This window comes from Streptomyces sp. NPDC087845 (genome assembly GCF_044742755.1).
Taxonomy (GTDB): Bacteria; Actinomycetota; Actinomycetes; order Streptomycetales; family Streptomycetaceae; genus Streptomyces.
In genome coordinates, this window is record NZ_JBIUVC010000003.1 from 350,017 (window position 1) to 376,005 (window position 25,989).

General features: G+C 72.8%; 18 protein-coding genes. 10 read left to right on the top strand and 8 right to left on the bottom strand.

The features are described from left to right. Positions 1 to 11: 11 nt before the first annotated feature. Both ACIOMQ_RS10745 and ACIOMQ_RS10750 read right to left on the bottom strand, forming a co-directional pair. Complete coding sequence (locus ACIOMQ_RS10745; RefSeq protein ID WP_402188619.1) at positions 12 to 1,862, bottom strand: toxin C-terminal domain-containing protein; 1,851 nt, start codon at positions 1,860 to 1,862, stop codon at positions 12 to 14. A gap of 160 nt (positions 1,863 to 2,022) precedes the next feature. Next, complete coding sequence (locus ACIOMQ_RS10750; protein WP_401263657.1) at positions 2,023 to 2,907, bottom strand: peptidase S1; 885 nt, start codon at positions 2,905 to 2,907, stop codon at positions 2,023 to 2,025. Positions 2,908 to 3,429: 522 nt separating this feature from the next. Between ACIOMQ_RS10750 and ACIOMQ_RS10755 the strand changes: the two genes are divergently transcribed. Continuing rightward, positions 3,430 to 5,949, top strand: coding sequence for a GTPase-associated protein 1-related protein (locus tag ACIOMQ_RS10755; protein WP_402188621.1), 2,520 nt, complete (start codon positions 3,430 to 3,432; stop codon positions 5,947 to 5,949). Positions 5,950 to 6,110: 161 nt separating this feature from the next. Beyond that, positions 6,111 to 6,593, top strand: a complete 483-nt coding sequence (locus ACIOMQ_RS10760; protein ID WP_362197933.1) for a hypothetical protein — start codon at positions 6,111 to 6,113, stop codon at positions 6,591 to 6,593. A gap of 42 nt (positions 6,594 to 6,635) precedes the next feature. Here the strand turns inward: ACIOMQ_RS10760 and ACIOMQ_RS10765 are convergent, their stop codons facing one another. Then, complete coding sequence (locus tag ACIOMQ_RS10765; protein ID WP_402188623.1) at positions 6,636 to 7,322, bottom strand: RES family NAD+ phosphorylase; 687 nt, start codon at positions 7,320 to 7,322, stop codon at positions 6,636 to 6,638. A 4-nt stretch (positions 7,323 to 7,326) separates the two neighbouring features. Beyond that, a complete protein-coding gene (locus tag ACIOMQ_RS10770) occupies positions 7,327 to 8,157 on the bottom strand; it encodes a hypothetical protein (RefSeq protein WP_402188625.1) in 831 nt (276 codons plus the stop codon). 242 nt (positions 8,158 to 8,399) lie between these two features. Here ACIOMQ_RS10770 and ACIOMQ_RS10775 point away from each other — a divergent pair, with 242 nt between their 5' ends. The 6 genes from ACIOMQ_RS10775 to ACIOMQ_RS10800 all read left to right on the top strand — a co-directional run bounded on the left by ACIOMQ_RS10775 (position 8,400) and on the right by ACIOMQ_RS10800 (position 20,723). Continuing rightward, positions 8,400 to 9,716, top strand: coding sequence for a hypothetical protein (locus ACIOMQ_RS10775; protein WP_362197942.1), 1,317 nt, complete (start codon positions 8,400 to 8,402; stop codon positions 9,714 to 9,716). Continuing rightward, positions 9,706 to 11,826: an AAA family ATPase gene (locus ACIOMQ_RS10780; RefSeq protein WP_362197945.1), complete on the top strand. Its 2,121-nt coding sequence runs from the start codon at positions 9,706 to 9,708 to the stop codon at positions 11,824 to 11,826. The genes ACIOMQ_RS10775 and ACIOMQ_RS10780 overlap by 11 nt, the downstream gene beginning before the upstream one ends. Positions 11,827 to 11,851: 25 nt before the next feature. Next, on the top strand, positions 11,852 to 12,520 hold the full coding sequence (locus tag ACIOMQ_RS10785) for a 4Fe-4S single cluster domain-containing protein (protein ID WP_401986492.1): 669 nt from the start codon (positions 11,852 to 11,854) through the stop codon (positions 12,518 to 12,520). Then, positions 12,508 to 13,257, top strand: a complete 750-nt coding sequence (locus tag ACIOMQ_RS10790) for an FHA domain-containing protein (RefSeq protein ID WP_402188627.1) — start codon at positions 12,508 to 12,510, stop codon at positions 13,255 to 13,257. The genes ACIOMQ_RS10785 and ACIOMQ_RS10790 overlap by 13 nt, the downstream gene beginning before the upstream one ends. A 75-nt stretch (positions 13,258 to 13,332) precedes the next feature. Further along, complete coding sequence (locus tag ACIOMQ_RS10795) at positions 13,333 to 16,545, top strand: hypothetical protein (protein WP_402188630.1); 3,213 nt, start codon at positions 13,333 to 13,335, stop codon at positions 16,543 to 16,545. Next, positions 16,542 to 20,723 (top strand): CHAT domain-containing protein, encoded by a 4,182-nt coding sequence (locus ACIOMQ_RS10800; RefSeq protein WP_401755665.1) that lies wholly within the window; start codon positions 16,542 to 16,544, stop codon positions 20,721 to 20,723. The genes ACIOMQ_RS10795 and ACIOMQ_RS10800 overlap by 4 nt, the downstream gene beginning before the upstream one ends. Positions 20,724 to 20,974: 251 nt before the next feature. Here ACIOMQ_RS10800 and msrB read toward each other — a convergent pair whose 3' ends face one another. The 4 genes from msrB to ACIOMQ_RS10820 form a co-directional block, all read right to left on the bottom strand. Next, on the bottom strand, positions 20,975 to 21,382 hold the full coding sequence (gene msrB, locus ACIOMQ_RS10805; RefSeq protein ID WP_362197960.1) for a peptide-methionine (R)-S-oxide reductase MsrB: 408 nt from the start codon (positions 21,380 to 21,382) through the stop codon (positions 20,975 to 20,977). 9 nt (positions 21,383 to 21,391) lie between these two features. Then, positions 21,392 to 22,786 (bottom strand): UDP-N-acetylmuramate--L-alanine ligase, encoded by a 1,395-nt coding sequence (gene murC / locus ACIOMQ_RS10810; RefSeq protein WP_362197963.1) that lies wholly within the window; start codon positions 22,784 to 22,786, stop codon positions 21,392 to 21,394. A gap of 39 nt (positions 22,787 to 22,825) precedes the next feature. Beyond that, positions 22,826 to 23,278, bottom strand: coding sequence for an indole-3-glycerol phosphate synthase (locus ACIOMQ_RS10815; RefSeq protein ID WP_362198085.1), 453 nt, complete (start codon positions 23,276 to 23,278; stop codon positions 22,826 to 22,828). A gap of 149 nt (positions 23,279 to 23,427) precedes the next feature. Further along, positions 23,428 to 24,192, bottom strand: coding sequence for a pyrimidine reductase family protein (locus ACIOMQ_RS10820; protein ID WP_362197966.1), 765 nt, complete (start codon positions 24,190 to 24,192; stop codon positions 23,428 to 23,430). 37 nt (positions 24,193 to 24,229) lie between these two features. On the opposite strand from ACIOMQ_RS10820, the gene zapE reads away from it, so the two are divergent. Together zapE and ACIOMQ_RS10830 are read left to right on the top strand one after the other, a co-directional pair. Next, the gene (zapE, locus tag ACIOMQ_RS10825) at positions 24,230 to 25,357 is read left to right on the top strand and encodes a cell division protein ZapE (RefSeq protein ID WP_362197969.1); all 1,128 of its coding nucleotides are present in this window, start codon (positions 24,230 to 24,232) and stop codon (positions 25,355 to 25,357) included. 108 nt (positions 25,358 to 25,465) lie between these two features. Beyond that, positions 25,466 to 25,891: an OsmC family protein gene (locus tag ACIOMQ_RS10830; RefSeq protein WP_362197972.1), complete on the top strand. Its 426-nt coding sequence runs from the start codon at positions 25,466 to 25,468 to the stop codon at positions 25,889 to 25,891. The last annotated feature ends 98 nt before the right edge of the window (positions 25,892 to 25,989 follow it).

Genomic DNA, 25,989 nt, shown 5'->3' on the forward strand with positions numbered 1-25,989 from the left:
GAGCTCGTTGATCATTTCGCTACCCGTTTGAGGCCGATGATGTCTCCGCTCGGTGAGACATCCAGATCATAGGTTCCGTCCCGGGCCGAGTCCTTGGTCGACTGGAAGGGATCACGGAAGCCGGCCCCCTTGAAGATTCCTCCCTTGTGCCCATTTCTGTCCCAGGTGATGTAACGGGGCTGCCCCGCCGCTGCCTTCTTGTTCTCCCAGATGGGGGCACCACCGGCGGACTTCTTGTTGGTCTTCGTGTAACCCAGGTACCGGGCGATGTCGTCGGACTGCGCGCGTGTGATCGGGTTGCAGTTGGCGTTGTCGACGCGAGCCGGTACGACCCCCGTCGACATGGAGGAGGCAGGCACGCTCCGGCCGCGGTGGTCGCCTGCGGCGGGGCCCGGGACGGTGACGGAGGCAGGGAGCACCTCCCCCTGCGGACGGTCGGAGGCGTTGTCCGACGCGCCGGACCGAGCAACGAGGTCCGTCAGCCCGACCGGGTGGCGGCTGTCGGAGAGCTGGGCGGAGGGCTGAGCGCCGGAGCTCTGACCGGTCGAGCATTTTCCGCGGCGCTCCTGCCGCACGTCTTCGGTGAGCCGGTCCGCCTCGCCCACGGCGAGGGCCGTGGCATCGATGAGGGTGCTGGCCCGCGAGTAGAAGCGGACCGTCACCCGCCCGCCGGAGGCCCTGGCCTGCCGTTCGGCTCGGGCCTTGTACTCCGCGTCGACCTGGGCGAAGACGGGGCCGGCCTCCGGGGCGGAACAGGACAGGGCACCGGACAGGGTGCTGCCGCTGAAGGGAATGTTGTCGCGTCGGCTGGTGCACCGGCCGGCGTACTGCCCGTCTATGGTGACGGTCGCGCTCAGCATCGCGGTGACGTTGCCGCCGGTGATGCGGGTCCTGGCCTCGGTGCTCAGCTTGCCGGTGAACTTCTGACGTACGGAGCAGCCGCTGTTCCCGCACTTCAGATCGCCGGATCCGTCGAGGGTGAAGTCGACGCCGTCGTCCACGGCGGCGTCCAGCCGCTCGGTGTAGCCCTCCAGGGTGTCGTACATCGCCTCCGCCTGATCCCTGGAGACCGGGGACAGGCTCATCCCCTCGGAGTCGCCGTCCTTCAACGGGCCCCTGGTCACCTGCGGCGGCACGGACGGCTCCGCGCCCTTCTGCAGCTGCTTGAGCTGATCCTTGATCCGGCCGGACAGGTCGTAGGGCTCCAGGCGCAGGACGCGGTAGGGCTTGTTCCTGGCGACGACGAGGCTGCCTGCCGAGGTGTCGGCCCGTAGGGCGGGTACGCCGTCCACGGTCAGCGGCCGCAGATCCGGGTCGTCCGGATCGGGCAGGGTCTTCAGTTCGTCGAGTGCGTCCCAGAGCTTGAACGCCAACTCCGTCGGAGGCAGGAACTGGGCCAGAACCGGGTCGAGGACGTACGACTCGCCCGGGGTCCCGATGGTCCACCGGCCCGGGGCGTCCGGGTCCTTCCGCTTTCCTTCCGGTGTCTCGTAGTCCCGGGCCTTCTTCCAGCGGGAATAGGTCTTGCCGCCGATCCTGAGCACATCCTGGTCCAAGTCCTTCACGCCGTCGCCCGTGGCCCCGAACAGCGCGCCGGACCGGGTGACCGTGATCTCCCGTTGGGTGATGCCGGCCATCGCGGTGTCCTTGTAGCGCAGCCCCCGGGCCTCCGCCAGGCTGCGCAGCGCCTGGGTGAAGGGCTCCCGGTTCTGTTCCGCGCCCGGCTCGTCGGAATCCCAGACGCCCAGCAGGCTCAGCGCCCCTGCCAGCACCGCCAGGATCACGACAACGGCAAGCACTGCCTTCTTCCAGTGGCGGCGTAAGACTCCCGGCGCGACCCCCGCGCTTCCCGACCCGCTCATGGCTCCCCCTTCGCAAGCGTCTTCACACTTGACGACGCCATGCCAATGCGTATGGTTCCTCGCTCGGCACGACACCGCGCCGCGCACCGGATCAAGTCCGTTGCGCGGCGCGGCGGGTGTCAGCGGTCAGGCGTCAGGTACCAGGCTCAGGGACCAGGAGTCAGGACAGCGCCAGCTCGGTGACGTTGGTGGCCTCCAGGACCCACGTCGCGCTCAGGCCGCCCTCCTTGACCCGGGCGTCGCCGTCGCCCTTGAGGACGCCGATGCGCTTGCCCGACAGGGCGATCTGGATGGCGTGCTCGTACTCGTGCACCCACGAGGTGCTGAGACCGCCCTCCTTCACGTACGCGTCCCCGTGGTCCGTGAGGACGCCGATGCGGTTGCCCGAGAGTTCGAGCTGGATGACGTTGTCGTGCTCCTTGACCCAGGTGGCGCTGAGGCCGCCCTCCTTCACCCAGGCGACGCCGTCGCCCGTGAGAACGCCGATGCGGTTGCCCGCCAGGTCGATGCCGATGACGTCGCCGGACTCCTTGACCCAGGTGGCGCTGAGACCGCCCTCCTTCACGTACGCGTCACCGTTGCCCGTGACGACACCGATGCGCTTGCCCGACAGCTCAAGCTCCTTGACCTTGTCGTGCTCCTTGACCCAGGTGGCACTGAGGCCGCCCTCCTTCACGAACGCGTCACCGTTGTCCTTCAGGACGCCGATGCGGTTGCCGGAGAGCGCGATCTGCTTGACGTCGTCGGACTCACGAACCCAGGTCGCACTGAGACCGCCCTCCTTCACCCAGGCGGTGCCGTCACCCGTGAGGACGCCGATGCGGTTGCCGGAGAGGACGACCTGCTTGACGTTGTCGTGCTCCTTGACCCAGGTGGCGCTGAGGCCGCCCTCCTTCACGAACGCCTCACCGTTGGCGCGCAGCGTGCCGATGCGGTTGCCGCCGTCGCCGGAGACCGTACTGGGCACCGCGTTGGCCGTGGAGGCACCGGCGAGACCGGCGAGGGCCAGGACGGCAGCGACCGCGGAGAGAGTCTTGAGATTCATCCGAGTAACTCCTCTACGCAGAGCGACCCTTGGGCCCGGATTGCAGCGCCCATGGGGGATTCATCAATCCGAAGACGCTCAACGACCGAATGGGCCAGTGGTGCTTAGGCCATTGGAGTGATGGGGGCGCGCCGGGCCCCAGCACCCTTCCCGCACTCCGGGCGGGGCGCCGCCGGGCGGGGTGAGGCAGGGCAGACCAATGACCGGCACCCCGGTGGACGTCGATGCGGCGTCCTGCGTCGGCAGGGGCCGGCTCGATGCCTCAATTCCGACGGCTCCGGGCGTACAGGCCCTGCGTACCGCCCTGTTGGGCCGAGCGCCTGGGCCGCGGTTGCACAAGTGACCTTGCGGCAGGGTGCGTGCGGGGGTGGCGTGCCTTGATAGCGTCGCTCCCGCGATTGCGGACCGCTCCCCGCCGGGGTCGTCGCTGCGCCCGGACGGCCTGCCCTCGACGGACGGCCGTCGGAGCGAGCGTGCTGACCGTACGGGGACGTTCGCGGCAAGGACGAAGAGGGCCTACGCATGAGCCTCGCGCAGTTGCACTACACCTCTGCCTCTGCGGGCGACGACGGGGGCGGGGACGGGAACGAAGGCGGGGGCGGGGGCGGGGGCGGGAACGGCGACGGGTCCGGCGCACAGTTCACGGCAGTCAGCGCCGGTATACCCACGCCGGTGCTGGCCGAGGCCGAGCAACTCCTCGGATACGAGCCGCCGGCCGGGGCCCCGTACCATCCCACCAGCACCGAACTCCGGTCATTTCCCGAGGCGTTCAGTTTCAGCGCGCTGTCCGACGGCAGTCATCTGCTGAGCCGTACGGTGGCGCTCGGCGGGCCCGGCGCGGGCCGCTTCCACGCGCACGCGGTGCATCTCCCGGCCGGTGAACGGCTGCCGGGCGACGCATTGCCGATCACGGCCTGGCGGTCGCCGAACTGGGCGTCCACCCCACCGGACGGCGGCGTGCCCGGCCGACTGGCCTCCCTGCCCGCCTCCGCCGCCTCCGGGCCGGAGGCGCTCAACGACTTCGCGGTGTCCCGGAGCCCCTGGCTGGCGGCGGTCTTCGCCGACCTGCACCGGGTGAGCGAGGAACCGTCGTCGGCGCGTGTCGTGCTCGTGGAGCGGCAGGGTGCCGATGTGGCCCGATGGATCGCCCTGGCCGGAGCCGTGCTCCCGCCGGAGAACGCGCAACGGCTGACCTTCACGACGTACACCCGCCGTCCGGAGCGGTCCCCGCACCAGGTCGTCGGGGTGCTGCCGGACGATGCGCCCGGCCCGGCCGGCCCCGACAGCGGGCTGCGGGTGCACAACTGCACCGGGCCGCGCCCGGAGGGGCCGGTGGGCGACGTCTGGGCCGAGACCTGCGCCCGGATCTGGCGGGGCCGGTCCCCGGAGTTGTTCCGGACGGCGACGGAGCTGCCCGGCGAACCCTTCGCCGCCGGACCGCTCGCGGTCACGGCACTGTGCGCCGGCATCACGCTCGGTCCCGACGAGCGTGCGGCGGCTGCCGACTGGGCCGCCCAGCGGCCGTACGCGCTGGACGAGGAGCGGACGCGGCTGCTGACCGACGCGCTGACCGCTCCCGGCATCGACCGCACGACCGCTGAACTCTCCTCTGTAGCAAGACTGTTGACTGCCCTGGAGGGACGCTCCCCAGCCGCGGCGACCGCGTCGCTCGCGGCTCTGCTGGTGACGGAGGCGGTACGCGGTGGCGATGTCACGCTCGAACCGCCCGCGCGCTCGGCCTTCGCCGGACCGGACGGGGAACGTGCCGCCGCCGCGCTCGTCACGGCCCTGGGCGACGACCTGCGTACCGAACTCGCCACCGGTGGGTCCGCCACGTCCGTCGCGTCGGCCGCGTCCGGGGCCTCCGCCGCGCCCGGCCGTGGTGTGGCGCGCGCCGTGCAATTGCTCCGGATCGCGCGGCTGCTCGATGTGGACTGCACGGACCTGCTCCCCGATGTCGTACGCCGGATGGCCCGGTCGCTGCTGGACGAAGGGGCGGCCGACTGCGCGCCGGTGCTGCTCGACCTCCTGGACGAGCAGTTCGATGTCCGTACCGCGCTGCTGGGCGAGCTGGACCGGATCGCCCCGCACGATCCGGCGGGCACGGAGCGGCTGCTGACCGGCGTCGCCCTGCCGTTCACCGGAGCGCAGGCGCTGCCGCATCTGCGCATGTGTGCGGCAGCGCCGGACGCCAGGGCGGGCGGCGGCGACCGGGTGAGCGTGCTGAACACGGTGCTCCGCGCCGGTGGTATGTCACCTTTCACCGAACCACTGGTGCTGCGGACCGGGCTGGGGCTGATCTGGGGCGAGGACACGCCCACCGCGGGCGAGGCCCGGCTGCTGCTGAGCGGGACCACCTCGGACGCGCACCGCACGGCCGGTACCTGGTCCGCTCTCCTCGCGGCGGCGCTCGGCGCCCCCGCGGACGACGAGGACGCCCCCGAACTCGCCCATGACCTGCTGCGCGGCTTCCCGCAGGAGATCGGCGCGCGGGCGCGCGGCGCGCTTCTGCTCCTGGAGTTCGCGCGGGAGCTGCGGTCGGGGGCGGCGGAACCCGGCTGGGCGGAACGGGCCCGGAAGCTGTGCGCCGGGGCGGAACCGGTGGAGCCTGGCATACGCGACCAGGCGTTCGGCGTCCTGGCCGGGCGGCTGCTCGCCCCGGACCGGCCCGAGGCGGAGCTGTACGCGTTCGTCCACAGCGACGACGCGGACCTGATCACGGCCTACGGCAGGGCCGCGCGCCACGAGGCCGTCCTGACCCGGCTGCGGGCCGAACCCGCCTATGCGGCCGACTGCTTCACCGTCTGGACGTCGCACCCGCACGCGGGCCCGGCGTGGAGCGAGACGCGGACGGCGCTGCTGGAAGAGGTGTTGCGGCCGGTGGTGCGCGGCCTGTCCACCGGCGAGGCTGCGGCGGTGGAGGAGGCCGCCGCGCGGGCCGGCAGCAGCCGCACGGCGGAGGCATTCCGGGCGTGGAGCCGGCCGGGCGGCTTCGGCCGGCGGCTCGGCAGCAGACTGACGGCCCGGGTGCGACGGTCGTAGGGACGCCCTCCGGGGTCGCGGGCGGCCAGGGACGCCGTGGCCGGGAGTCGTGGCCGGGAGTCGTGGCCGGGTGTCGTGGCTTGCCCGGGGTGACCGGTACCGTGTGACATATCGATCTCGTGTGCTCCCGGCGGGCTGCGTGACACCCCCAGGAGGAACAGATGACGACGAACCGCGGACGCAAGGACGTCATCCGGGACCGGATGGCCGCGACCGGCGAGTCGTACAACGTCGCCGCCCGCAATCTGAAGGCGATGAAGGACATGGGCGCCACGCGTGAGGCCGTACTCACCCAGCGCTGGCATCCCGCCGACTCATTCGACGTGCCGTGCCCCTGTGGTGGTACGTGCGAGCCCGGCGAACGGTGCGAGCGGTGCCACGCGCTCCACCGGCACGTGGCGCGCTACCCCGGGAGTGTCACGGACGTGGAGACCTGGGCGGACCGCTACGACTGCGTGGGCTGCTCGTCCTCGTACATCCTGACCGTGGTCCTGCCCGGCCGGCCGTGGGGCGTCGCCGAGACGGTCGTCCAGGGCGGGTCCGCGGAGCCGGTCGTACGGGCCCGGGTCTTCCCGGGCGTCGCCCACCCGATGCTGCGGCCGGAGAGCGCCGAGGACGGGGAAGCGGACGGGAGCGAGGGCTGACGCCCGTGTGCCGGCGCTCCGCGCGGGCGCGCCGCAAGGCGGTCATCTGCGGACGCGGGGATGTTCGACACGGATGCGCACCGGCCCCAGGAGGTCGTTCAAGTAGTCGCGGCCCGCAGGGGTGTTGAGCTCCAGCGGGTCCTCCGTCGACGGCTTGAGCAGGTCGTGGACGCCCTCGTTCGCGTACAGAACACAGACATCGGCCGGTCCGGGGCCGAGGTCCTGGCGGGACGGCCAGCGGAAGCCCACGGCCCAGGGTGCCTGGCTGCGGATCCAGGAACCCCAGCGGCGTGTACGCGGATAGGCCGGAGCCGAGGACTGGACGAGCCAGTTGTCCTGATGGACCGCCGCCAGTTTGGGGTTGTCCGTCAGGTCGACCAGCGGCAGGTCGACGGCCGCGACGACCTTGGACAGCAGCGTGTCGCGCACCCGCGGCTGGGTGATCCGCCGCCGCCCGTCGGACGACACGCGCAGATCACGGGCGAGCGTCTCGCACACCGCGGTGAGCGGTGACAGAGCGGCGTACAGGTAGGGGACCGGAGCGGCACTCAGCCCGTCCCGGATGTCGCAGAACCGTCCGCCGCCCCAGTGCAGGTCCGCCGGTACGGCCTTGAACTCGGTGCCGCCCCATCGCGCGGCATGCACACGCCACAGTTCGGTGCCGGCCGGCAGGACGTGCCGGTGCGGTTTCGCCCGGACCGTGGGGGCGGGAATCATCTGGTCAGGCACGTGCTCACCAATCCGGGATCTCGGCCCGTGCGGCGGACAACAGGGCGCCGTCCGCTCCGGTGCCCAGCAGTCTCGCGGGGGCGGCGTCGAGCCATACGTTGGATCCCAGCCACCAGTCGGCCGCACCCCAGGGATCCGCGTCGGCCGACAGCAGCCGGTTGATCTCGACGACGACCGGGTAAGGCACCCCGGAATCCAGATCGATCTGAAACGCGGGGATCCACTCCACCTCGTGCTCGTCGGTCAGCAGGATGAGATCGCGGGCCCGGTCCGCGGCGAGGTCCACGGACACGGCGGGAACGGCGGGCTCGGCCAGCAGCCAGGCGTCGTCGGCGTCCGGGCGGTACGGGGCGGCGTCCTCTTCGGCGTCCGGTGCTGCGGGGCGGGGAGAGGCGTCCGGCCCCGTCGTGCCCGGGTCGGCGTCCGGTCGGTAGGGGGCGGCATCCTCCTCGGCGTCCGGTGCCGTCTCGCCGGGGCCGGCGTCCGCCGGCGCCTCGCCGGGGTCGGTGTCCGGTGCCGCCTCCGTACCCAGACCCAGCGACTGGGATTCCGTGCGTAACGTCCGTAGCAGCGCGAGCAGTTGGGCGGAATCGGAGGGCGCTACCGCCGAGGGCTGGAAGCGCACCCCGGACGGAGTCAGCGCTTCCCGCGCGGGGTGACCGGGCGGAGTGAACGGTTTGACCAGCTCGCGGATGTCGCGGGCGGCGGCCGTGGGGTCGGCCTCGGCGTCCGCCAGGATCTCCATGAGTTCTTCGCGGGCGGGCCGGTCCAGCAGAGCGGACAGTTCCGGCCAGTACCGATGGATCGCCCCGACGGCCGATACCAAGAACGACAAACCGGCACCCCCTCTCCGGAGGTCAAGGTAACAGCCCAGCGTCCAGGGTGAGTTGGTATCGCGTCGAGATGGCCGGATCAGGGGCCCGGGTGCACGCGGTGTGAGGCATCATGGACTCCTGGCATCGCCCGAGGGAGTCGGTGCACGACGTCGGGCGCCCGCCGGCCGGGCATACCGGTCAGGCCCGTTCCGGCGGCGCGTCCGCTCCCCCGCGGTTCAACTGCGGCCCTGGGGGAGGGTCATTGAGCAACACCACCGCATACCGTTGGTCCTACGTGGACGTGGAGGCCGAGAGGCTCCGGCAGCTGCGCGCCCAACTGGCGCAGGAGACCACACGCTCACGTGATCTGCGCGGACAGGCCAAGGCACTGCGCCGGGTCCACCGCACGGCCCGCATCGACGTGTCCGTCGTCACCGTGCCGTCCCGGGCCGACGCCGCGGAACTCGCCGAGGCCCTGGAGTCGGCACGCCGGATCAACGAGCGGGCCGAGTCCGAACTGAGCCGTGCCGCCGCCGGTGTCTGGTCCGTGCCGCCCGGGAGAAGCGATCCGCCGGCGGCGCCCCGAGCCGCTGTCCGAGACACCGTCCGGGTCGAGGAGCCGGCCCGCGAGGACCGTTCCGCACGGGTCAGGGCGGCAGCACTGGTGGAGGCCGAGGCTCTCCTCAATCGCGACGGGCCCGCCTGCGAGCCTGCCGACCTCCCCGTGTTCGCGCACCGTCTGGAGGCTCTGCGGCGGGCGGAGAGCCCCGAGGCGGCCCGGACACTCCTCGCCGACCTTGGTGTCCTGGTGCACCGCTCGGTGTCGCGGGAGCGGGCCGCCGCCCGGACCGCCGCGCTGCGGGCCGGGCTGCTCGACCGCCTGGAGGACGCCGAGCCGGAGGACCGGCAGCGGCTGGCTGCGGCCGTGGCCGAGGCGCCCGACCCGTCCGTTCTTCAGCGGGAGGTCGAGCGGGCCGTCGGCCGGGCGGACGCCTCCCGGCACCGGTCGGTGGTGGCGGTCCGGCTGATGGAGGTGCTGCGGGAGCGGGACTACGCGGTGGGCGACGGCTTCGCCGACCTGCTCGCCGGGGAAGGCAGCGTCGTGGTGCCCTTCGGCGCGGCGGCCGAGGCGTCGGCGGAGGCCGCTGTCCCGGACGGCTACGGGCTGCGGATCACCCTGGCCGCAGACCGGCCCGGCCTGTCCGCAACGATGGTGCGGGCACCGGAAGCGGGCGCGGACGACGGCATCGACGACGGCACGGAGGACGGCAGGACCTCCGGCCCGGGTGAGGACAGGACCGCCGGCCCGGGTGAGGAGGAGACGGACAGCCGGGTCCAGCGCTGGTTCTGCGACGGCCAGCTGCCCGAGATCGAGAACGCGATCCGCGAGCAGGGCGTGGACCTGGACCGCACCTCGGTGCTGCCGCCCGGCGTCGTGCCCACGGCAGTGGCGCCCGACGCCCCGTGGCCCGAGACCGGACGCGCCCACGACGACCGTCCGCAGCCCCGGCGCCGCCGGAAGAACAGCAGTCCCGCGAGGCCCGCCGCGTACGGACAGGAGCGGCAGCGTGAGCGCTGACACCGGCGGTGTGTGCGCTGACCCGGACGGTGTGTTCCGCAAGACCGGCACGCCTCGGCCGGAACCCGCGCCGCCCCCGGTCCCCGCCTGGATCCGTGAGCTGGACATGGCGCTCGCGGTGTACCCGCAGATCCTGCTGACCGGCAACGTACGCGACCAGTTCCTGTTGCCCGAGGACGGCGACGGCGGAGTGGCGGCGCCGGAACCGGGCGGCGCCGTGCTGCCCTACAGCCTGGAGGACGTCATCGAATCGGTCTGCCGCGTGCGGGGCTACGGCGCGCTGGCCCGGCAGGACGGGGTGATCGACCGGGTGGTCGCCTGGCGGCTGACCGCCGACCTGTTCGCCTTCCCGCCCGCCCTGCGCCGCATGGCCGAGGAGGACGCCCGGATCGAGCGGGAGCGGGCCGAGCGGGAGCGCGCCGGGCAGGAGAACGACGGGCCGGACGCCGACCGCGAGGCGGACGAGGACGACGACGTGGAAGCGGGCGTCGCCAGGCTGCGCGACATCATGATCGGCACGGTCCGGCACACGGGCCCGGCGATCGGCCTGATCGTGCCCTACACCAACCGCCTGGGGTCGTCGCGCGGACCCGTCGCGGGACAGGCGGCCCGGCTGCTGGCGACCGTCGAGGAACTGGGGCACACCGCGCGCCCGGTCGCCGGCGACGGGGGCGTGACGCCGTACAACACGATCTTCTGGGTGGTCGAGAAGCAGGAGGACCTGCCCCTCGAATTCGCCCTCGGCAGCCATGCGTTGCGCGTGATCAGCGTTCCCGAGCCGCCGCACGACCAACGCCGCGCCGCCAGCCGGTTCGTCGTCGAACGGCTCGCCGCGCGCCAGGGGCGCGAGGACGGCGAACCGGCGACGGACACCGAGCAGGGGCAGGCCACCGAGGCGCTGGCCCGCTCCTCGTACGGCATGGGGGTCAGGGAGATCCTGGCGGTCGGCCGGATGGCCGCGGACCGGCGGCTGCCGCTGAGCCGACTGGACGAGGCGGCCCGGCTGTACCGGGTGGGCGTACTCGACAATCCCTGGGCCACCCAGGGCGTGCGCGAGAACATCCTCAACGGCGAGGCGTATCTCAACGCCCAGGTCATCGGCCAGCCGCACGCCGTACGGCGCACGATCGAGATCTTCATGCGGTCGGCGGCCGGGCTGACCGGCGCCCAGTCGTCCAGCTCGCCCAGCCGGCCACGCGGCACACTCTTCCTCTCCGGGCCCACGGGCGTCGGCAAGACCGAACTGGCCAAGGGCGTCGCGAAGATGATCCTCGGCGAGGACGCCCGGCCGATCCGCTTCGACATGAGCGAGTTCGCCGAGGAGCATGCCCGGGACCGGCTCATCGGGGCACCACCCGGCTTCGTCGGGCACAGCGCGGGCGGCGAGCTGACCAACGCGGTGCGCGCGCACCCGATGAGCGTGCTCCTGTTCGACGAGATCGACAAGGCGCACCCGAGGCTGTTCGACCTGTTCCTGCAGATCCTGGAGGACGGACGGCTCACCGACGGACAGGGTGCCACGGTCCACTTCACCGAGTGCGTCCTGATCTTCACCTCCAACCTGGGCGTGTCCGCTCAGGTGATCCGGTCCACCGCCCGGCGCCGGGCGGACGGTGACGAGACCGGCGAGGAAGGCGACGAGGAGACGCGGGAGGGCAGGCAGCAGCCGCGGCTCACCCGGCACGACAAGCCCGAGACGGTGCGCGAGGCGCTGCGCTCGGCGTTCGACACGTTCTTCAACGATCACATCGGGCGGCCCGAGTTGCGCAACCGGTTCGGCGACAGCTTCGTCCCGATGGACTTCATCCAGCCCGCGTCGGTTCCGCTGATCCTCGACAAGGCACTGAAGTCCGTGACCGACCGCGTCCGCGAGGTGCACGGCGCCGAACTGGAGGTCGCCCAGGAGTCCTGGGAGGTCCTGCGCATCGAGGCCTCCCGCCGCCTGGACCACGGCGGACGGGGCGTGGTGACCGCCGTGGAGTCGGCCCTCGTCAACCCGCTGTCCCGGGAGCTGTTCCACCAGCCGGCCCGGCACGGGGAACACCTTGAGATCGAGGCCGTGGAGGGCGACGGCGACGCGTACGTGTTGAAGGTACGGCGGTGGATGTGACCGGATCGAAGGTACGGCGGTGGAGGTGACCGCACAGACGCTGCGGGTGTCCGATGTCCTGGCGCCCGTCACCACGCTCGGGCCGGGCCGCCGTCTCGGCGTCTGGGTGCAGGGCTGTCCCCTCGCGTGCGCGGGCTGCATGTCCCGGCACACCTGGGATCCGCGCGGCGGGCGGGACGTAGGCGTCGAGCGGCTGGCCGCGCTGTGGCGCCACGGGCTGGCCGACGGCTACGACGGGCTGACGGTCAGCGGCGGCGAGCCGCTGGAACAGCCGCAGGCCCTGGCCGCGCTGCTGGACGCGGTCGACCGGGTACGCCACGAAGCGGGCCGTACGGACGCGGACGTCCTGGTGTACACGGGCTGGGAGGACGCCGAGATCGCCGCCTCTCCCCGGGCCGCGGCCGCCCTCGCCCTCGCGGACGCCGTGATCACCGGGCGGTACCGCGCGGGCGAACCGACCCGGCTGGTCTGGCGCGGCTCGGCCAACCAGCGGCTGATCCCCCGCACCCCGCTCGGCCACCGCCGCTACGGTCCCCATCTGCGGCGGCTCACCGACCGGCCCGAGCTGCAGATTCGGGTGACCGACACCGCCGTGCACATCATCGGTGTTCCCAGAACCGGTGATCTCAGCGCGCTGGAAAGGGACTTGGCCACCCGCGGTGTGACCTTCCAGGAGAACTCATGGCGACCGTGACCCCCCGCTACCGCTGCCCCGTGACACCGGACGAGTGCCCCTCGTCGCCCCGGCGCGGCTACTGCCAGATACACGATTTCGAGCCGCTCGTACCCGTCCGTGACTTCCTGACGGCGGAGCCGGAGGACGAGACCGCCGGGCCGGCGGAGGGGAACGACGACCGGGTGTCCCGCCGGAACGCGGCCCGCGGGAGCGGCGGGAACGACGGTGGCGACGGGGCCGCCGACGGCGGCTCCGGCGCCGCGGCAGGCGGCCGCGCACAGGTCGGCCGGTCCGTCGGCGCCGACCGCGCCGCCCGTCCCTCCGGCCCAGCCGCCCCGCCTCGCGTCCCCGATCGCCGTCCCCGTCCCGCACCGACGCCTGCACCCATGCCTGCGTCTGCACCGGCGCCAGCACCTGCACCGGCGCCGATCCGGCTGGCCCTGGTCCTCGCCGGGGCGCTCGTACCGCTGCGCAGCGAGGGCGAGAGGCCCACCCCGGTCGGTCGCGACGCCCCGGAGTGCGCGCATGTGCCGGGTCTGGCCGGGCTCGACCAGATCTCCCGCAGGCATGCCGAGTTGTACTGGCGCTCGGGGCACCTCTACATCAGGGACACAGAGTCCGCCAACGGCACGTATGTCGACGGCGAGAGAATCACCGGCCCCACCCAGCTGTGGCCCGGACGCCACCGGCTCCGGCTGGCCGAGGACATCGAGGTGACCGTCGTCGAACTCGACGAGTTCGGCGCACCCCGCTGACCGGGCCCGACAACCGTCAGCTCAACGACCGTCATCCGCGCGCACCGGGTGGTGCGCCGGGGAACGAGGACCCTCATGGCCGACAAATCGACCGATGACCCGGCAGGCAACGCCGAACCACCGCGCGAGCGCGAGAGCCCGCCGACCCGCAAACAGAACTCCGGCTCGGCGCAGGCGAAGCCGCCCGGCCCACCCACCCGCACCCAGCACTCGGGCTCCGTACCACCACAACCGCCCAGCCCACCCACCCGCAAACAGAACCCCGACTCCATACCGGCGAAGCCGCCCGGCCCACCCACCCGCGAGCAGAAGCCCGACTCCGTACCACCGCAGCCGCCCGGCCCGTCCACGCCCGGCCGACACCCCGATCCGGTACCGCCCGGCGCACCCACCCGTCCCCGGCCCCCTCGTGCCGATCCGCCCACCCGTCGCGAGGCCCGCAACACCGCGCGGGGAGAGTTCCCTCAAGGACTGCTCGACCGCTACGAGCCCCACGGCGTCGCGGGTACCGGAAGCGAGGGAACCGTCTGGCACGTGCGGCGGCTCGCCGACGGCACCGACGCGGCGGTGAAGGTCGCCCACCCGGGTCAGGCGATGGACATGGACACCCTCGAACACCTCGCGACACCCGAGTTCACGCGCCACGTTCCCCGGATCCACGAGTTCGGAAAGATCGCTGTCGGGCCCACCGTCTGCGGCTGGGTGGCGATGGAGTACCTGCCCACGACGCTCGACGACCACCTCACCGAGGGCCTGCGCGACGGCAGGCGGCGCAACGACCGGACGCGGGCCGAGGAGACCGTCCGCGAACTCGCGGGTCTGCTGGATTTCTGGCAGACGCGCATCGACCGCAACCCGCTGGATCTGAAGCCCGCCAACATTCTGGTCAGGTCCCGGCCCGGCGGCCGGAGCGAGTTCGTCGTGGCGGACTTCGGCGGCATCGCGAGGTTCTCCGCGAGCCAGAGCTACCACGACTTCCAGATCACGGCTCTGTACATGGCGCCCGAACAGATCGTCAAACAGAACCTCAGAGCCACCCCGTGGTGGACCCTCGGCCTGGTGCTGTACCAGGTGTTCACCGGCCGCCCGCTCTACATCCTCGGCGACGACGCCCAGATCACCGACGAGGCCTGGACCAGGGGGCTGATCCTCAACAACGAGGTCGACCTGAGCGCGGTCACCGACGCCCGGCAGAACCTGCTGCTCCAGGGCCTGCTCACCAAGGACCCCGACGACCGCTGGACCGCGGCCGAGGTCCAGCGGTGGCTGAAGGGAGAGGCCCCGGCCGTCGTCCGGCCCGCCGCTCCCGACGAGGCACCGAGCGCCGCGCGCCACGCCAACCGGCCCATCACCTTCCGCGGCGAGGCCCACCACGAGGCGGAGAGCCTCGCCGCCGCGATGGCCCAGGAGTCCGAGGCGGCCGCGAAGTGGCTCGCCGGAGAGGGCGGCCCGCGACTGGCGGCCTGGCTCCGCGACGAGCTGGACGACACCTCGTACGACAGCGGACAACTGCTCACGCTCGAACGCGGCCAGGACCGGCCGGTCCGCGCGGCCGTCGCCGCGCTCGCGTTCGTCGCCGTGTTCGCCCCCACGGCGACGCCTCAGTACCGGGGCCGGCGCGTGGACGCGGAGGGCATCGCACGGATCGCCCAGGGTGGCGGTGCGGTGGCGTTCATCGACGAGCTCCTGGCCGCCTCCGTGCCCACCGTCGCCGCCGGGTTCGTCTGCCACCACGACCGGTGCGAAGGCGGAAGCTGCCAGGTGCTGCTCACCCTCGCGGACGAACTGCCCCGCACGGTGGCCGAGGTCCGCGTTCGGGCCCGCACGCTCGGACGTCGCGACAACAGCAGCGGCGATCTCAACACGTACGAGACGAACGCCGCGTACAGCCTGGCCGCCGCCCTGATCGTGCACCCCGAGAACCGCAAACAGGCCCTGGTCCCGCTCGCCGGGCTGCCGGGCACGCTCGCCCCGCTCGCCGCCGGGGCGCCGGTGGTCCTGCTCGCCGTCCTGGCCCACCTGGGCGCACTGCGCCATCGGGTGACTGCCGTACTGCGCCGCCGCAAGGAGGACGCCGGATTTCTCCGCCACTGGGCGGACCTGCACCGCCGGGCGTCGGGCGGTGACACGCAGACGGTGCGGGGGCGCGCGGCGCTGGTCGCCGCCACCGTCCTGCTGCCCCGGGTGCTCCGCGCCGACGCGATCGGGCAGGACCACGAGGTCACCCTTGCCGAATGGTGGACTGCGGTCCGGCCTCCCCTGCTACGACGGCTCGGCGCGGCGGCCACGATGTTCGCGGTGTTCTGGCTGCTGATCTGGTCCGGCGCGATGTTCCGGGTCGTCCATGACAGCGGACTCGACGAGAAGGCCCTGAATCCGGCCGACGCGATCACCGCCCCGCTCGGCCGTGCCGCCGACGCCGCGGCCGCGACCCAGACCGGGCTGTTCGCGGTGGCGCTGGCCGGGGCCCTGGCCCTTGCGGCGGCCCCCACCCGGGTGCCCGGCCGCCTGCTGCTGGCCGGGGCGGGCATCGCGTCCTACATCGGCTACGCGCGCCCGGACCTTCCCCCGCTCGACCTGCTGCACGCCCCGGAGTGGCTGGCGGAGCGCCTGCGCCACTTCGAGGGCGGCTGGCAGAGCTGGAACGGAGTCATGGCTCTGATCTGCTTCCCCGTGGCGTGCCTGCTGCTCATGGGGCTCGCCCGGCGGCTGCTGCGCGTGGCACGCGGCGAGGAGCAGGAGCAGACCCGGTTGCGGCGCGAGCGGGCAGAGCGGCGCCGCGCCCGCGCGGGGCTCCCGGAGCGCCCCTACCAGAACCCCGGCAGGTGGCGTACCGGGGTGGACGGCACCCGGGACCGCGTGCTGTTCGCCATCGCCTCGCTGCTCACTCTGGTCACGGTGCTGTGGGCGGCCGTCGAGATGCGGGTCGCGCTCAGCGGGGAACACCGCACGCTCGCCTCGTGGGGAACCGGTCAGCAGGGCGCCTCCTACCAGTCGCAGTACATGCTGGCCTGTGCCGCGGTCTGTGCGGTGGCAGCGCTGTGCCGGCCGGCGATCGCCCGCCGGATGTTCTGGTGGGCCGTCGCCGTGGTGGCCGTGTTCGGCCTGCTGCCGCCGCCGGTCGAGCCGGCCGAGGCGGCGAGCCTGCCCGTGCTGCGCGGCCTCTTCGCCGAAACCGCCGCGACCTGGGGGCACGCGGCCTTCTGGGCGGCGCTGCTGTTAGCCCTGCCGTTGAGCGCGTACGCGGGTGGCTTCGCCGTGCGCCGCACCCGGGGCGCCGCGCGATGACGGCGGCGACGGCCATGCCCGCCCCGCCGGAACCCGTGCCCGGCGCCGGACCGCTCGAACTGCTCGATCTCGCCGAGCAGTTGCTCGAACACCATGACGAGCAGGAGCGGCCCGAGGACGCGGCCCGGTCGTGGAACCGCTGCCGCGCGGTACTGCTGCGCGCCCGCGACGCGCTGGAGCGACAGGGCGCGGTGGCCGATCCGTACGCGCTGGCCCGCGCCCGGTTCCTGCTGGGCCTCACCCTGTCGGTGGGGTACTGGCAGGCCGCCACCGGCCAGGCGGAGCCGTACGGCATCGACGCCCCCTACGCACTGCGGCAGGCGGCGGCGCCGCTGCTCGCGCTGAGCCGGGCCACCCTCCCCGACGACGATCCCATGTACGCCACCGCCTGCGTACGACATGGGCTGCTGCTGCACGACCGGCACGAGAACCCGGACCCCGACGACGCACCGGCTCCGAGCGCGTCCGCAACCCCGGCCCCGGCTCCCGCTCCCGGCGCGCCCGCAACCCCGGACCCGGCCCCGGACAGCACACCGGACCCCGACGGCACACCCTCCCCGGACACACTCGCAGCCCCGGACCCCGGCAGCACACCGCTCCCCAAGACGCACGACGACCTCGACGAGGCACTCGCCGCCTTCCAGGAGGGGCTGCGGCTCCTGGGCGGGGAAGCCCACCCGGGCCTGCTCGTCACGTACGCCTGCGCGCTCGGCGACCGCTATGTGCGCGACCGCGACGCCGACGATCTGCGGGACTCGGCGGGCGCACTGGAGGAGTTGCTCGCCGAGATTCGTCCGCCCGGCTGGGCACCGGCGGCGGACGGCACCGGTTCCTGGGCGGACGAGGCCGACCAGCTGGAGCTGGAGACCCGGGTGCAGCTGGTACGGCTCCTCCAGGAGTCCCCGGAGGCCGCCGACGCCGAACGGGCCGTTCACCACCTGGAGTTGCTGGCCGCGACCGCTCCGGACGAGCATCCCGCCCGGGTGTTCGCGAGCGGCCACCTCGTCGACGTCTACCGGGAGCGGGGCGGCGGACGCGCCCTGCCCGAGGACCGCCCGGCGTATCTCGCGCGGTTGCGCGACCTGCACCGCCTGATCGACCACGACGACCCGGACCACGCCCGGGTGGCGGCGATCCTGGGGGCGGCACTCGCGGAGCGGACCGGCCCGGCCGACCCGGCCGGCCCGGTCCCGAGCCCGCAGCAGGCGGAGGCGATCGGCCTGTTGCGCGAGGCGCTCGCCGGGCTGTCCGACGAGGACGACCGGCGTCCGCCCAGCCATGCGCTCCTCGGCTCCCTGCTCAACGCCCTGCACGACCGCGAGCCCGAGCGCTACGACGTCAGGGAGGCCGCGTTCCACCTGGAACGCGCGGTGGAACTGCACCCCGCCGACGACCCGTTGCGCAGCGATCTGCTCAACCAGCTCGCGCACGCCGGCCTCGCGGACGACGGCCCGGGAGCGGACCTGGAGGGCATCGACCGCACCATCGCCCTGCTGAACGAGTCGATGCTGAAGCCGTCCGACTCGCCCGGCTTCGGCTCCGAGGTGCACGGCACGTACGCCTCGGCGCTCAGCCGGCGCCATGCCCTGTCCCACTCCTCCGACGACCTCGACGCGTCGATCCGTCACCTCACGGCGGCGTTCCGGCAGACGCCGGCCGACAACGTGAACCGGATCGTCTATCTGCAGAACCTGTCGCTCGCCCTCTACCAGCGCTATCTCGCGGGCGGAGACCTCCAGGACCTTCAGACGGCACACCGCTACCTGCACGAGGTCAACACGGCTCTGGACAACGGCGCCTCCGTGGCGTCCGCCGACCTCCGGGTGGTCGAGCGGGACCGCCCCGCGCTCGAACAGGGCCTCGCGCAGCTCCAGTTCATGGTCGCCCTCACCTTCCGGAACAAGGAGGGGATGGCAGCGGCCGTCGCCGCCATGCGCAGGCTGCGGGACTCCCTCGCGCCGGACGACCCGCTGCGTCTGCCGGTCGAAGCGGATTACGGTCTGCTGCTGCTGATCCACTCCTACAACGGCGGCACCCCGCAGGACCGCGTGGACGGGCTCCTCCTCATGATCGAAACGGTCGAGGCCCTGCCGGAGGAGCACCAGGAACGCCCCAGGCTGCTGCTGCGGACGGCGGGCGCGCTGCTCATGACCTCGTACGTGCCGTACAACCCCAGCGGCATCGAAGGGGCGGAGAGGATGCTGCGGGAGGCACTGGCCCTGGTTTCGCCGGACAGCCAGGAGGGGCTCCGGTCGAACGCGATGTACGCGACCCTGCTCCTCGTCCGTTTCCGGCATGCCGGGGTTCCGGCCGACGCCGACCTCGCCGTCGACGTGGCGCGGGCGGCGCGCGAGCGGATCCGTGACCGGGCCCCGTCCCCGGTGAGCACCCTGCTCGGCAATGTGCTCGCGGACGCCCTGCGCGCCCGCTCGGCACCCGGCGACGGCGCGGCCGCGCGGCGGGCAGGCATCGCCGCGTTGCGCGAGGCGGCCACCGTCGTCCTGCTCCAGGCAGCCGCCGAGTCGGCGCTCCAGATGGCCCGCACGGCGGCCGACCGGGCGTTGCAGATCGCCCGGTGGTGTCTGGCGGACGGCGACCTGGGCGGTGCCGTGGAGGCCCTTGAGCTGGGGCGCGGACAGGTGTTGCACGCCTCCACGACCACCTCCGACGTGGCCGCCCTGCTGCGTGAGGCCGGCCGGGCGGACCTCGCCGAGGAGTGGGAGGGCGGGGCGGGTGGCCGTGCGGCACCGGCGGTGACCGGCTTCGGGACACCGCTGGACGGTCCGGGCTCGCCGGACGGTCCGGGCTCGCTGCTCGGGACGCTCGGTCCGGGCGTCGAACCACCGCTCCCCGACGACCTGCGGCAGCGCGCGCTCACGGCCCTGGCCCGGTCGGACGCGGGCACCGCGCTGACGACCGCGCCCACCCCGGACGGGATCGCCGCCACGCTGCGGGCGGCCGGCGCCCACGCGCTCGTCTACCTCCTGCCGCCGGGCGGTGCGGAACTCCTGCCGGCCGGCGTGGGCAACAGCGGCAGCGCGGTCGTCGTCACCCGGGACGGGCGGGTCGGCACGGTCGGTTTCGGCCTCCTGCGGCGCCAGAGCCTCGACGTCCTGGAGACGTACCGGGCCGCGCACCGCCACCGCCAGGCCGCACTGGACCTGCTGCCCGCCGAGAACCCCGAGCACCTGGACGCGCACGTGCGCTGGCGTACCGCGCTGGAGGAACTGTGCGACTGGGCCGGGCCGGTGGTGATGGGACCGCTCTCCCGCTCACCGCTGATCAGCGAGGCGGGCCCCGCGCCCCATCTCGTCCTGGTGCCGTTCGGCGATCTCGGCGGCATACCCTGGCACGCCGCCCTGCTCAGCAGCGGCCTGCGGGACGGCGGTCGGCCGGTCCACGCCGTCGAGCGCCTCACGCTCTCCTACGCGGCCTCCGCCCGCCAGTTCCAGGAGGCGCACAACCGTCCCCGGCCGGCGCTGGACGCCCATCCGGTGATCGTCGGCAACCCGGACGACACCCTGCCCGGCGCCGCCGCCGAGGCCCGGCAGATCCATACCGCCCTCTACCCGCGGGGCCTCCTGCTGGGCAAGGTGCGCCGTGCGAACGGCCCCGGCTCGCCCGCCGAGGTCCTGGCCGCCCTGCCCGGCCGCGAACGGGCCGGGGCGTCCGTCCTCCACCTGGCCTGCCACGCCCGCCCCTCCAGTGCCTCGCCCCTGGACGCCCATCTCCTGCTGGCCGCCCCCGACGGCGGAAGCGGCCGGGAGGACGCCGGCCATCTGTCGATCCGCGAGATCCTGCGCCAGGCCAGGGGCCGCCCGCCCGGCGCCCCGGGCGGCCTCGTGGTCCTCGACGCCTGTGTGAGCGACCACGCGGGCGACGACCTGGACGAGGCCCTGACGCTGTCGACGGCCTTCCTCGCCGCCGGTGCCACCGGCGTCGTCGGCTCGCGCTGGGAGGTTCCGGACGGACCGACGGGCCTCGTGATGTACGTCTTCCACGACCGCCTCCGCAGGGGCGCCACGCCGGTACGGGCGCTGCGCGAGGCCCAGCTGTGGCTGCTGGACCCGGACCGCGAGGTCCCCGAGGACATGCCTCGCGCGGTGGCCGACATCCTGTACGACGTCGATCCGGCCGCCCTGGAACTGTGGGCGGCGTTCGCCTGTCAGGGACGCTGAGGGGCCTGACGCCCACGGACGCGGAACCGCCCGCGTCACGCCCGGTGCCGCGGCCGGCGGAGACGGCCTCTCCGCCGCGCGGGACCGGATCGACGAAGCCCGCCGGGTGCTGTCCGGGATGCGCGCGACCATGCGGGCGGACCTGAGGGTGACGGGCGCCTCCCACGGGTGACCGCCCGTGCGGGCTGCCTGCCGCGGTGACGGCGCACGCCTCCCGCTCCCGCTGTTGCCGTCCGGCGCGGGAGGCGGTCTCAGCCCTCGTCGGGAGTGAGCCGCAGCGAGATCGAGTTGATGCAGTACCGCTGGTCCGTCGGGGTCGGGTACCCCTCGCCCTCGAAGACGTGGCCGAGGTGCGATCCGCAGCGGGCGCAGCGGACCTCGGTGCGGACCATGCCGTGGCTGCGGTCCTGGATCAGTTCGACCGCGTCCGTGTCCTTCGGGTCGTAGAAGGAAGGCCAGCCGCAGTGCGACTCGAATTTGGTGTCGGAGCGGAACAGCTCCGCGCCGCAGGCACGGCAGGAGTAGACGCCCGTGGTCCTGGTGTCGGTGTATTCGCCGACGAAGGCGGGTTCCGTGCCGGCCTGCCGCAGGACCGCGTACTCGGCGGGGGTCAGCTCCGACCGCCACTGCTCGTCCGGCTTCTCGATGTCGTAGGACACGTCGCTCCCTCAGCTCGACAGGTGGTCCAGGATCTGCGGGCCGAGGTCCGTGACGTCGCCCGCCCCCATGGTGAGAACGAGGTCGCCGGGCTTCGCCATTCCCGCGACGGCCGCGGGAACCGCCGCCTTGTCGTGGACGGCGGTGACATCGGCACCCGCCGCCCTCGCCGCGTCGATGATCAGGGCGCTGGTGACACCGGGGACCGGGTCCTCGCGGGCCGGGTAGATGTCCAGGACCACGGAGGTGTCGGCCAGCGCGAGGGCCTGGCCCATCTCGGTGCCGAGCTCCTGGGTGCGGGAGAAGAGGTGGGGCTGGAAGACGACCAGGAGGCGGGCGTCGGACGCGGCGCCGCGCATCGCTTCGAGGTCCGCGGCCATCTCGGTCGGGTGGTGCGCGTACGAGTCGATGACCTGCACGCCCGCCGCCTCGCCCTTGAGCTGGAGGCGGCGCTTGACCCCGGTGTACGTGCCGAGGGCCGAGGCGAGGTTGTGGGCCGGGATGCCGAGGGCGACACCGGCGGCGAGGGCGGCGACCGCGTTGTGGGCGTAGTGGCGGCCGGGCACGGAGACGGTGAACGTGAGGAACCTGCCGTTCAGGACCACCGTGACCTCGCTGGTCAGACCGCGCGGGGTGACCTTGTGGACCCGTACGTCGGCGGTCTCGGACTCGCCGTAGGTGACGACCTTCACCGACGAGAGCGCGCGCACCCGCTCGGTCAGCTCGACGGCGCCGGGCTGGTCGGCGGCGATCACCAGGGTGCCGCCGGGGACGATCTTGCCCGCGAACTTCTCGAAGGATTCGTAGATCTCGTCCATCGAGGCGTAGTTCGCGTGGTGGTCCAGCTCGACGTTGAGGACGATCGCGACCTCGGGGTCGTACTTCTGGAAGCTGCGGTCGCTCTCGTCCGCCTCGGCGACGAAGATCGCGCCCTCGCCGTGCGCGGCGTTGGTGCCGGGGCCGGCGAGGTCGCCGCCGATGGCGTACGAGGGGTCGAGGTTCAGTCCGGACAGGGCGACGGCCAGCATCGATGTGGTGGTCGTCTTGCCGTGCGTACCGGCCACCGCGATCGCGCGCGCGCCCTCCATCAGGGAGGCGAGCGCGTCGGAGCGGTGGACGACCGGGATCGACAGCTCGGCGGCGCGCACCAGCTCCGGGTTGTCCGGGCGGATGGCGCTGGAGACGACCACGCACGAGGCGTCGTCCGCCAGATGTGCGGCGGCGTGCCCGATGTGGACGGTCGCTCCCAGCGCCCGCAGCGCCTCGGCCGTACCCGATTCCTTGGCATCACTGCCCGCGACCTTCGCACCGCGCTGGGTGAGGATCTTCGCGATGCCCGACATTCCGGCGCCGCCGATGCCGATGAAGTGCGGCCGTTCCATGGCGGCAGGAATACCGGGTGCCATGCGTGTGTCTCCCAACAGTCGAGGTGAGTCGCACACAGCCTATTCGCTGTGCGCGAAGAGCTTGAGCACCGGTACGCCGACCTTGTGACGGGCTCTCGATGCCCAGTCCCGGTGGAAGAACTCCTCCACGTAGTGCGGCGCGGTCAGCACGATGACCTCGTCCGCCGCCGCTTCGTCGACCACGGTCTTCAGCTTGTCCAGCGGGTGCTCCTCGATCACCTGTCCGACTGCTTCGGAGCCTGCCTGCCGCAGCGCTTCGAGCGACACTTCGAGCGCCAGTTCGGCGGACTGCCGGGCATCCCCGCCCTCCGGCTCCTCGGCCTCGCGGGCGGCTTCCTTCAGTTCGCCCATCGCCAGGTCGTCGATGGCCCGCAACAGCACATCGGCCTGGTCACCGCGCGGCTGCATGAGCACGACGAAGGAGGTCGGTTCCTCCCCGTGCAGGGTGGTGACGAACTCGACGTCCTCGGAAGTGAGGGCCTTCTCGATCATCAAAACGCTGGTGAACACCACTGGCGCCCTTCTGCTTCAGTGACCGTCGCCGGTCTCTGCTGAAACCATCCTTCCCCGTGCTCGCACGGGGTCTGCGAGAGTAATTGTGCCCACCGGAAGTTAACCGGAACGATAAATTCCGCTGATTGTCAGATCCGACGGTATCGGGTGAAGAGGAACCCGGCCTCTTCCAGCACCGAGGCCAGGGCGAATCGTTCCGGCACGGCCACCGCGGGGCCTCCGGCGATCCGCTGCGCGTCTCCGGCGGTCAGCATCGGAGAGAGGGTCAGACAGAGCTCGTCCAGCACGTCGGCCGCCACGAACTGACCCAGCATCCTGGGGCCGCCCTCGGTCAGCAACCGCGTGAGTCCGCGGTCCGCCAGCTCCCGTACGGCCCGGTCGGGGTCCACCCGGGAGCCCTCCCCCGCGATCACCACCTCGGCGCCCGCCCGCCGTGCCGTCTCGATCCGGTCCGCAGGAGCCCCGGCGCCGGTCAGCAGGAGGGTCGGAACGAGCGGCGAGACGAAGAGCGGCAGCGAGAAGTCCAGGTCCAGGCTGCCGCTCACCACGGCGATCGCCGGCGCGGCCCCCTGTCCGGCCGCAGCCCGGCGGGCGGCGAATGCCTCGCGCGCCCTGGCGGGCCGGTAGCCCTCCAGCCGTACCGTCTCCGCCCCCACCACGACCGCGTCGGCCAGCCCGCGCAGGGTGCCGAAGATCCGCATGTCGCTCGCGCAGGAGATCGGCTGCGAGCGTCCGTCGTGCTGGGCGGCTCCGTCGAGCGTCGACACCATGTTGGCGCGCAGCCAGGGGCCGTCCTGCTCGGGGTACGCGTAGGCCGCGGCCAGATCGTCCAGGCTCCACTCCCCCTCGTCGTCAGCGGGTGTCGGGTCCGTCACAGGGAACAGGCGTCGCATGCTGTGCAGTCTGGCACGGCGCTTAAGCTAGAGAGTTGTGTCGTCCTCCACCGCCGTGCCGGGGCAGAGCCCCATAGCCGAAACGGCCCCGCTGTCCCTGTGCGCCCTTGAGCCGCACGTTCCCGCCGACCGCCTGGTCGCCGAGATGGTGCCACCGCCGCGCTTCGACTCCGTACGCTTCGATACGTATGTCCCGGACCCCAACCAGCCGAGCCAGGTCGAGGCGGTCAAGGTCCTGAGCGGGTTCGCGGCCGGGCTCGGCGGGGCGCACGCCAGTGGCTCGGGCAGGAGCAGAAAAGCGCGCGGCGCGTCCTCGGAGGGGTGGTGGCGGTTCGGCAACAAGAGGCCTTCAGCCCCTGCGGCCCCCCTCGGGGTCTACCTCGACGGCGGTTACGGCGTCGGCAAGACGCACCTGCTGGCCTCCCTCTGGCACGCCACGCCCGCCGAACCCTCGCTGAAGGCGTTCGGCACCTTCGTCGAGCTGACGAACCTGGTCGGCGCGCTGGGCTTCCAGCAGACCGTCCGGACGCTGAGCGGACACCGGCTCCTGTGCATCGACGAGTTCGAACTGGACGACCCGGGCGACACGGTGCTGGTGTCGTCGCTGCTCAGCCGGCTGGTCGAGGCCGGGGTCGCGCTCGCCGCCACCTCCAACACGCTGCCCGGCAAGCTCGGTGAGGGCCGGTTCGCCGCCGCAGACTTCCTGCGGGAGATCCAAGGGCTCTCCGCGCACTTCCGTCCGCTGCGGATCGACGGCGAGGACTACCGCCACCGCGGGCTGCCCGAGGCCCCCGCGCCGTACTCCGACGAGCAGGTCACCAAGGCCGCGTACGCCACCGGGGGCGCCAGCCTGGACGACTTCCCCTCGCTCCTCGACCACCTCGCCCGAGTCCACCCGAGCCGCTACGGCGCGCTGACGGACGGTCTGCGGGCGGTCTGCCTCACCGATGTCCAGCCGGTGCCGGACCAGTCGACCGCGCTGCGGCTCGTCGTCCTCGCCGACCGGCTGTACGACCGGGAGGTCCCGGTGCTCGCCTCCGGGGTGCCGTTCGACAGGCTGTTCAGCGACGACATGCTGAACGGCGGGTACCGGAAGAAGTATTTCCGGGCGATCTCCCGGCTGACGGCGCTGGCGCGCGACGCAAAGGGCCTGGTGGCGCAGTAGGTTCGGGAGCGTACCGTCCGAAGCGGGTTCGGGCAGTACCGGCCGAGGCCCCCCGGGCGCCTCGGATCTCCCGTATTCAACCGCGCACACCGTCCGAAGGGATCCAGCATGGCTACCACGCGTCAGGCGCACACGGTCTGGGAAGGCAACCTGATCGAGGGCAAGGGCGTCGTCACCTTCGACTCCTCCGGCATCGGCGACTACGAGGTCTCCTGGCCGTCGCGCGCGGAGAAGGCGAACGGCAGGACGAGCCCCGAGGAGCTCATCGCGGCGGCCCACTCCAGCTGCTTCTCGATGGCGCTGTCCAACGGCCTGGCCACGGCCGGCACCCCGCCGACCCGGCTGAACACCCGGGCCGAGGTCACCTTCCAGCCCGGTACCGGCATCACCGGCATCCACCTCACCGTCCAGGGCGAGGTGCCGGGTCTCGACGAGGCGGGCTTCATCAAGGCCGCCGAGGACGCCAAGGCGAACTGCCCGGTCAGCCAGGCACTCACGGGCACGACGATCACGCTCGCCGCTTCCCTGGCCTGATTCCACGGGCCCCTGCGGGCCCGTGACACGCAAGAGGCCCAGTGGCCCGCATGGTTCCCGCGCGCGGATACGCGTGGTACACACATGCGGGTCACTTC

Excerpts from the sequence above, each read along its gene's own strand:
- ACIOMQ_RS10820 (WP_362197966.1), bottom strand. The coding sequence starts at position 24,192 with ATGCGACGCCTGTTCCCTGTGACGGACCCGACACCCGCTGACGACGAG.
- ACIOMQ_RS10745 (WP_402188619.1), bottom strand. The coding sequence starts at position 1,862 with ATGAGCGGGTCGGGAAGCGCGGGGGTCGCGCCGGGAGTCTTACGCCGC.
- ACIOMQ_RS10795 (WP_402188630.1), top strand. The coding sequence starts at position 13,333 with ATGGCCGACAAATCGACCGATGACCCGGCAGGCAACGCCGAACCACCG.
- ACIOMQ_RS10815 (WP_362198085.1), bottom strand. The coding sequence starts at position 23,278 with ATGATCGAGAAGGCCCTCACTTCCGAGGACGTCGAGTTCGTCACCACC.
- ACIOMQ_RS10760 (WP_362197933.1), top strand. The coding sequence starts at position 6,111 with ATGACGACGAACCGCGGACGCAAGGACGTCATCCGGGACCGGATGGCC.
- ACIOMQ_RS10800 (WP_401755665.1), top strand. The coding sequence starts at position 16,542 with ATGACGGCGGCGACGGCCATGCCCGCCCCGCCGGAACCCGTGCCCGGC.
- ACIOMQ_RS10830 (WP_362197972.1), top strand. The coding sequence starts at position 25,466 with ATGGCTACCACGCGTCAGGCGCACACGGTCTGGGAAGGCAACCTGATC.
- ACIOMQ_RS10750 (WP_401263657.1), bottom strand. The coding sequence starts at position 2,907 with ATGAATCTCAAGACTCTCTCCGCGGTCGCTGCCGTCCTGGCCCTCGCC.
- ACIOMQ_RS10755 (WP_402188621.1), top strand. The coding sequence starts at position 3,430 with ATGAGCCTCGCGCAGTTGCACTACACCTCTGCCTCTGCGGGCGACGAC.
- murC (WP_362197963.1), bottom strand. The coding sequence starts at position 22,786 with ATGGCACCCGGTATTCCTGCCGCCATGGAACGGCCGCACTTCATCGGC.
- ACIOMQ_RS10790 (WP_402188627.1), top strand. The coding sequence starts at position 12,508 with ATGGCGACCGTGACCCCCCGCTACCGCTGCCCCGTGACACCGGACGAG.